The 7,448-nt window shown below is 31.4% G+C and carries 6 protein-coding genes; 4 read left to right on the plus strand and 2 right to left on the minus strand.

All coding sequences use genetic code 11. The annotated features are described in order from the left end of the window. Positions 1 to 3: 3 nt before the first annotated feature. Together metG and rpoZ are read right to left on the minus strand one after the other, a co-directional pair. The gene (gene metG / locus ACIQ56_RS02465; RefSeq protein ID WP_397599497.1) at positions 4 to 2,004 is read right to left on the minus strand and encodes a methionine--tRNA ligase; all 2,001 of its coding nucleotides are present in this window, start codon (positions 2,002 to 2,004) and stop codon (positions 4 to 6) included. 108 nt (positions 2,005 to 2,112) lie between these two features. Beyond that, positions 2,113 to 2,340 (minus strand): DNA-directed RNA polymerase subunit omega, encoded by a 228-nt coding sequence (rpoZ, locus tag ACIQ56_RS02470; RefSeq protein ID WP_148698522.1) that lies wholly within the window; start codon positions 2,338 to 2,340, stop codon positions 2,113 to 2,115. A 200-nt stretch (positions 2,341 to 2,540) separates the two neighbouring features. On the opposite strand from rpoZ, the gene ACIQ56_RS02475 reads away from it, so the two are divergent. The 4 genes from ACIQ56_RS02475 to ACIQ56_RS02490 all read left to right on the plus strand — a co-directional run bounded on the left by ACIQ56_RS02475 (position 2,541) and on the right by ACIQ56_RS02490 (position 7,385). Then, the gene (locus ACIQ56_RS02475) at positions 2,541 to 4,112 is read left to right on the plus strand and encodes an ABC transporter substrate-binding protein (protein WP_397599498.1); all 1,572 of its coding nucleotides are present in this window, start codon (positions 2,541 to 2,543) and stop codon (positions 4,110 to 4,112) included. A gap of 9 nt (positions 4,113 to 4,121) precedes the next feature. Then, the gene (locus ACIQ56_RS02480) at positions 4,122 to 5,042 is read left to right on the plus strand and encodes an ABC transporter permease (protein ID WP_397599499.1); all 921 of its coding nucleotides are present in this window, start codon (positions 4,122 to 4,124) and stop codon (positions 5,040 to 5,042) included. Then, positions 5,039 to 5,893, plus strand: a complete 855-nt coding sequence (locus ACIQ56_RS02485) for an ABC transporter permease (protein ID WP_397599500.1) — start codon at positions 5,039 to 5,041, stop codon at positions 5,891 to 5,893. The genes ACIQ56_RS02480 and ACIQ56_RS02485 overlap by 4 nt, the downstream gene beginning before the upstream one ends. Before the next feature lie 343 nt (positions 5,894 to 6,236). Beyond that, a complete protein-coding gene (locus ACIQ56_RS02490) occupies positions 6,237 to 7,385 on the plus strand; it encodes a hypothetical protein (RefSeq protein ID WP_397599501.1) in 1,149 nt (382 codons plus the stop codon). The last annotated feature ends 63 nt before the right edge of the window (positions 7,386 to 7,448 follow it).

A 7,448-nucleotide genomic window follows, 5' to 3' on the forward strand; every position in this document is an offset into this window, starting at 1 on the left:
AGTTCAACTTAATAAAGAACCTTCTTTCAAGTATTCCGGAAGAAAAATAGGACTTATTTTTCCTTCAATTGTATCTGTAGATAACATCATTCCTTCACTAGTTCCAAAACGCATTTTACGAGGCGCTAAATTACAAACGATAATTACTTTATGATTCACAACTTCCTCAGGTTTTACCCATTCTCTAATTCCTGAGAAAATTTGACGTTCACCAAATTCACCTAGAGAGACAATAAGTTTTAATAATTTATCGGAACCATCTACACACTCAGCACTGACAACAGTACCAACACGCATTTGTACTTTAGCAAAATCTTGAATTTGTATCATATCTGTTGCAAGATTTGAGTCCGAACTTTTATTTTCTTTATTTGAAAATTTTTCTGGTTTATCTACTTTTTTAATTTCTGGCTTTTTAACTTCTTTTTTCTTTTCTGGTTCAATGGCAGCAAGCTCTGCAGCAATATCGATTCGATTAAATAATTTTGGAATATGATCGCAAACAAATCCACTATGAATTGAAGTAAATTCTTTTACTTTATAAATAGAAGGAGGAGTTTGATTTAAATTTTCGCCAATACTTAACAAAAGTTCATTCATTTTTGAAGGATGAAAAGAATAAGATAAATAACCTACTGTCCTTAAAACACCAACACAAGTAGCTAAAATATTTTCTAATTGAGCCAAACTTTTTTCATCGGAGTTTTTTGCAATTTCCCAAGGTTTTTGATTTGCAATAAGTTTATCAGCAAATGAAATTAAATTAGATATTTCATTCAAAGCATCGGCAATTCTAAATTCATCAAATGATTTCGTAACATTGATTAAAGCATTTTGAGAGATTTTGACGATTTCTTTTTGTTCATCATTTAATTGATTCAAATGAAAATTTGGAATTTTTTTCTCAAAATATTTTTCAATCATCGCAAGAGTTCTTGATAATAAATTACCAACACCATTTGCTAGGTCAGAGTTATATCTTTCAAAATAAGACTTCCAAGAGATATCAATATCATCGCCAGGATTGGTAGCTCTAAAAACAAAATTAACAAACATGTCTCGACCATAATGTAAAATTTGGTCTACAGTAACAACGTTACCTAAACTTTTTGACATTTTATGAGCATCTTTTAGCAACCAACCCGTTATTAGTAATTTTGGCAAAGGAATTTCTAAAGATAAACACATTGCAGGCCAAAATATACCATGAAATTTAATAATATCTTTTCCAATAATATGGTTTACATTTTTCCAATATTCGCTTGTACGAGCTTGTTCTAAGCCACCAATACCTGTTACGTAATTTGGCAATGCATCAAACCAAACATAGGCAACATGTTCTTTATCAAAGGGCAATTCAACTCCCCAAGTTAATCGAGTTTTGGGTCGAGAAATACTTAAATCACCTTCTAAATTTTTTAGCATCCCAAGAAGTTCATTTTTATATTTTTCTTGATGGGTTATTTTTCCTTGAGAAATAAGATCAATTAATTTATCTCGATATTTTGATGTTCGAAAAAAGTAATTTTTTTCTTTACGTAATTCTGTTGGTCTTTTATGAACTAAACAATTATTATTTTCATCACGTTCTGAATTTGTTAAAAATCCTTCACACTTTATGCAATAATAACCTTCATGCTCCCCAAAATAAATATCACCTTTTTTATAGCAATAATTTAAAATATCTTGAACATTTTTAACATGATCTTTATCAGTAGTTCGAATAAATATATCATTATTTAATTCAAATCTTGCAAATTCTTTTTTCCATAAAACAGCCATGTCATCGACAAGTTTTTGCGGTGATATTTCAAGTTCTTTAGCTTTATCTTGAACAGCTTCACCGTGTTCATCAAGGCCTGTTAAAAACTTTACATTTTCTCCCCTTTGGGAATAATGTGTCTTTAAAATACTTGTTAAAATAGTAGCATAAACATGCCCAGCGTGAGGACTTCCATTTGCATAATAAATTGGAGTTGTAAAATATCGACAAGGAATAGCCATTATAAAATCCTTTTTATTTAAAATAAAAAACTGGAAACTGCATGGAATACAGGATCCAGTTTTAAAAAATGAATGAATCACAACTCATGGGAGAGAATTAAATTAAAGCTACTTAACCTTGTTTGGCAAATGTAATCCAGGAACAATTTCAGCATTTTTAATTCCTACTTTTCCAGCAGCAATTTCACGTAAAGCAGTTACTGCTTCTTTATTTTTGCATTCAACTAGAGCATCACTTCCTTTTTGAAGCTGACGCATACGACGAGCCGCAAGCATAACTACAGCAAAGCGGTTAGGAATTTGATCTAAACAATCTTGAACAGAAATACGAGCCATAATGCTTCCTTAAAAAGAGCAAAAGGAGAATGAATACACTGTCTTTTAAAATACAGTATATCCTATGCTTGTAGCAATAGCTTAAGCATGCGTCAACACGTTTTTAATCATTGAGATCCAAGTTTGCATCGTTTTTCTTACCGTCCTAAAATATGTTGATCGATAGCTTTTTTAAAGCGCCTAATTGGAGATTTTTATAAATGACAGTCCATTTTATCACAAAAAGAATAGCAATTTCAGCAATATCAGCTGGAATTGTGGCTTACATCATCTATTTATCAACAGGAAGCAGAAGTTCCTTAAATGAAAGAAATAATAAGGACATTCTAACAATTGCATTGGATTCTAAAATAAGCTCAGGAGACCCTCGTATTATAGGTGGAGACGCAAATAGCTTATACATTGAAAATATACGGTTTTTACCTTTAGTCAGCTTTGATGAACAAGGTAGTTTAATAAATGTATTAGCCAATGAAATAAAGCCTATATCTAATAAAGCATGGAATATAAGCCTAAAAAAAGGAATCAAGTTTAATAATGGAAAAGTAATAAATGCTTATGATGTTGAAGCTACATACAATCAAATTATAAATCCTCAAAAAGGGTTTCCTCCTAGTCCAAGAAAAGCGGCTTTTAGCAATGTTTCTTCATTTAAAGCTCTTTCCGAAAACCAACTTCATATTGAGTTAAGTGCTCCAGATGCCTCTTTTTTAAATAACTTAATTGTTGGCACTTTACCCAAAGATGCTGTTTATTCAGCTGCGCCTAATGAAATAAATAATAAAGGTTATGAGAGTGGTCCCTATATTTTAAAATCAGCGGACTCCTCAGACTGGATTTTAGTAAGAAATGAGCAGTATAATTATTCTGATAAACCTAAAATGAAAGAATTGGATTTTAAAATTATTTCAGATAGTGGAACTCGCTATGCTGCATTAGTGAGAGGCGATATTGACATTGCCCAAAATGCAATCGATCCTGATAAAGTTTCTTTAATTCAAAAATCAAAAACAGATACTTTTCATATTTTAAGTGCCCCAAAATTATCAACGACCTACTTAGCATTTAATTTTAGAGATCCAATTTTTAGCAATTTAAAAGTTCGTCAAGCGATTGCTTATGCAATTGATAGAAAAAGTCTTTTACAATTTAGATTGCAAGGACAAGGTGTTTTGGCTTCTAGCATGTTTCCTCCAAGTAATTATTATTTTGATTCTGCAATACCTGAAATTCCATTCAATCCTCAGCGAGCAAAATCCCTTTTAAAAGAAGCAAATTTACAAGAACCTATTTCTTTTTCTATAAAAGTTTCTAATAGTAACAAAGCAACAGTAGAAGTTGCAAAAGCAATCGCCGCAAATTTAAAAGATGTTGGTTTTTCTCCCACGGTTGAAATGTTAGAAAATAGTGTTTTTAGCGACCAAGTAAAAAGAGGTGTTGCAAAAGTTTGGATTTCTCCTTGGGTTGGATTTAAAGACCCTGATCATTTGCGATTTGTTTTTGCTTCAAATATGACGCCACCTAATGGAGGAAATAGAGGAGCCTTTGCCAACACACAAATAGATGAGCTTTTGCAAGAAGGTAAAGAAGAAATCAATCCTGAAAAAAGAAAATTAATTTATGATCAAGCGCAAAAATTATTGGGAGGCGAACTTCCTTATGTTTATTTATGGCATAGTTTAAATGTTGCAATTGTTTCTAAAAATATAGAAGGTTTTAAACTATACGCTGACGGAAGATATTGGTCTCTTGTTAACGTTACAAAAAAATAAAGGACACGAATGCTTAAAATTTTTGTGCAACGTTTTTTACAATTGATAGCTGTTCTTTGGGGAGTTTCCTCTATTGTTTTTTTTCTACAAAGAATGATCCCTGGTAGCCCAGCTGACACCATATTAGGAGTAGATGCTTCTGATGCGGATAAAATAGCTTGGCTTACTTTATATGGATTTCAAGATCCTTTATGGAAACAGTATTTTAATTTTATAATTCATTTATGCCAAGGTGATTTAGGAAGAAGTTATTCAGGCTATATTTCTGTAACTGAAATTATCATGCCACGATTATGGGAAACAATACAACTAGCAACAGTAGCATTCATATTTTCTATTATACTAGCGACATTTGTTGGTGTTATTAGTGCTGCATTTTCTGGTAAGTTTACAGATAAAGCCGCCGCGATTATTTCTTTATTAGCAATATCAGCTCCAAGTTTTATTATTGGCCCAATTTTAATGTGGTTATTTGCTGTTAAGTTAGATATTTTTCCATTAATGGGAAATTTCGGAGCAAGTTCTTTCGTGTTACCCGGCATTACTTTAGGCGCTTCATTAGCAGCGTTTTCAAGTCGAATGATTCGAAGTGGCATTGTAGATGTTTTACAAGAAGACTATATCAGAACCGCTAAAAGCAAAGGTTTGTCTCCATTTACAGTTTTAACAAAACATGCGCTACGAAATGCTTTTTTGCCAACATTAACTGTTTTAGGAATGCAACTAGGTGTATTATTAAGTGGAACTGTGATAACGGAACAAATTTTTAATTGGCCCGGATTAGGAAGTCTTGTTGCAGAAGCTGTGCAGCAGCGAGAATATAATATTGTCTCAGGATGTGTAATAATAATGGCTACAATTTATGTTGCGTGTAATTTATTAGTAGATATTTTATATCGAGTTTTTGACCCTAGGGTAAGATTATCATGAAAAAAATTACACATCGTTTCTTTAAAATTGCGGGCAAAGATAAAACAACAAAATTCTCAGGAATGATTTTATGTTTTTGGGTTTTTATTGCTCTGTTACCTTTGGTTTTTTCTAAATTATCAAATATACCAATACATCTTCAGGAAAGACTTCAAGATCCATCTTTAAATTATTTGTTTGGCGTAGATGGCAATGGACAAAGTGTTGGATTGCTTATTATGAATGGAGCTTCGACATCTTTAATTGTGAGTTTAATTACAGTGAGTATGTGCCTTGTCGTTGGAATTCCATTAGGAGCTATTGCCGGATTTTTTGGCGGGAAAATAGATACTCTCATTTCAAGATTTATTGATATATTATTAGCTTTTCCACCAATGGTACTTCCTATTGCTATCATGGCTTTTTTTGGAGGCGGCCTTATTAATGTAGTTATCGCTTTAAGTATTACAGGTTGGGTTAGTTATGCTCGTGTTGTTCGTGGTCAGTTTTTATCTTTTAAAGAAAGAGAATTTGTTGTTGCCGCAAAATCTTTAGGAGCTTCAAATTATCGTATGATGTTTAAACACATTTTCCCTAACACAATTTCTCCTTTAGCTGTCCAAGCTACATTTTCATTAGCTGGTGTTATTATTGCTGAAGCGGGACTCAGTTTTTTAGGCTTAGGTGTAAGTCAAGCCCACGTCAGCTGGGGCGGACTTTTAAACTCCGCTCGTGATTATTTAACAACAAATCCCTATTTAGCTTTTTTCCCTGCTCTCGCCTTATTTTCTATTGTGGCAAGTCTTAATTTTATTGGAGAAGCATTGCGTCTTACTTTTGACCCCAAGAGTATTGGTGCAGGAAGAATATAAAAAAAATATCAATAAGATTAAATTTACAATAAAAAAAATATTCAATTCAAATGTTTTAATATGCAAATTAAAAAGTTATAATTTTTTTGTTACCATTTAATTTATAGCGCCAATTTGAACTGCAGCTTGCAGGCGCTTAATAAATAGAGCTAAAGCGTGGAGATCAGTAATGCTGTTATTCTATTATCCTCAGTATATTTTTAATTCCTTTCTTTTTTCTTTCTTTAATTCTTTTTTAATATTTATTAAAAAATTAAACTTTATGCATTGAACTTTATAAATTTTAATAAATAAACAATTTCATATTTTTCACAAACCATAACTTATCTTAAGGAGATTAGATATGACTAATTTTAATACACATATTCTTGGGTTCCCAAGAATTGGCAAAAATCGTGAATTTAAAAAAGCTTTAGAATCTTATTGGAATTCAGAAATATCTGAACATCAATTACAAAATATTGGTAAAGAAATTAGAAAATTGAATTGGGAAATGCAAAAAGAAAGCGGTCTTGATTATATTACTGTCGGAGATTTTTCTTGGTATGATCACATTTTAGATACAAGCGCATTGTTAGGGGTTGTTCCAAATCGATTTAAAGAAAAAATAGATACCATAAATTTAGATTCTTTATTTTTAATGGCTCGTGGACAATCTTCTAATTCAAATAATATTTCAGCATGCGATATGACAAAATGGTTTAATACAAATTACCATTATATCGTTCCCGAATTTACAGAAGATCAAAGTTTTACCATTTCTACAAATACGTTATTCGAGCAAATTGATGAAGCTCAAGAGCAAGGCTATCATGTAAAACCAGTTCTTATTGGGCCACTTACATATTTATGGCTAGGAAAAGCGAGTCATCCTAATTATGATAAATTAACTTTAATCAAAAATATAATTCCAGCTTACAACCAAATTTTTAAATTGTTAAAAGAAAAAAATATTGAGTGGCTTCAAATAGACGAACCTATTTTAACACTAGATTTATCACTTGAATGGCTCAACTCATTTTCAGAAACTTATCAAAAATTAAATTTTAATAACTTAAAAATTTTATTGGCAACATACTTTGGTTCCATAGAAGATAAAATAGAACAGATCAATCGACTACCAATTCATGGGCTTCATGTAGATTTATGCTCTAATCCAGAACAAATAGAAAGTTTAATCAAACAATACCCTATAGATAAAGTATTATCTGTTGGTGTCATTAATGGGAGAAATATCTGGAAATCGGACTTATTTAAAATTGAATCGAATTTAAAATATCTTAAAAATTTATTTGGAGAAAACTTATGGATAAGTGCGAGTTGTTCCTTATTACATTCACCTGTTGATTTAGATAGTGAAAATAATATCGATCCCGAGATCAAAAATTGGCTTGCATTTGCAAAACAAAAAATACAAGAAATTTCTTTAATAGCAAAAGTATTAAGCAATTCAGAAGATAAAAACACAAATACATCTATGATCCTCCCCTAAGAAAGTAGACACCCAGATCCGAAAAAAACTTTTAGGAAAGAGGTGTTGAAATGGTGTTAACCA

This window comes from Silvanigrella sp. (assembly GCF_044369315.1).
Lineage (GTDB): Bacteria > Bdellovibrionota_B > Oligoflexia > Silvanigrellales > Silvanigrellaceae > Silvanigrella.

Excerpts from the sequence above, each read along its gene's own strand:
- ACIQ56_RS02490 (WP_397599501.1), top strand. The coding sequence starts at position 6,237 with ATGACTAATTTTAATACACATATTCTTGGGTTCCCAAGAATTGGCAAA.
- metG (WP_397599497.1), bottom strand. The coding sequence starts at position 2,004 with ATGGCTATTCCTTGTCGATATTTTACAACTCCAATTTATTATGCAAAT.
- ACIQ56_RS02485 (WP_397599500.1), top strand. The coding sequence starts at position 5,039 with ATGAAAAAAATTACACATCGTTTCTTTAAAATTGCGGGCAAAGATAAA.
- rpoZ (WP_148698522.1), bottom strand. The coding sequence starts at position 2,340 with ATGGCTCGTATTTCTGTTCAAGATTGTTTAGATCAAATTCCTAACCGC.
- ACIQ56_RS02475 (WP_397599498.1), top strand. The coding sequence starts at position 2,541 with ATGACAGTCCATTTTATCACAAAAAGAATAGCAATTTCAGCAATATCA.
- ACIQ56_RS02480 (WP_397599499.1), top strand. The coding sequence starts at position 4,122 with ATGCTTAAAATTTTTGTGCAACGTTTTTTACAATTGATAGCTGTTCTT.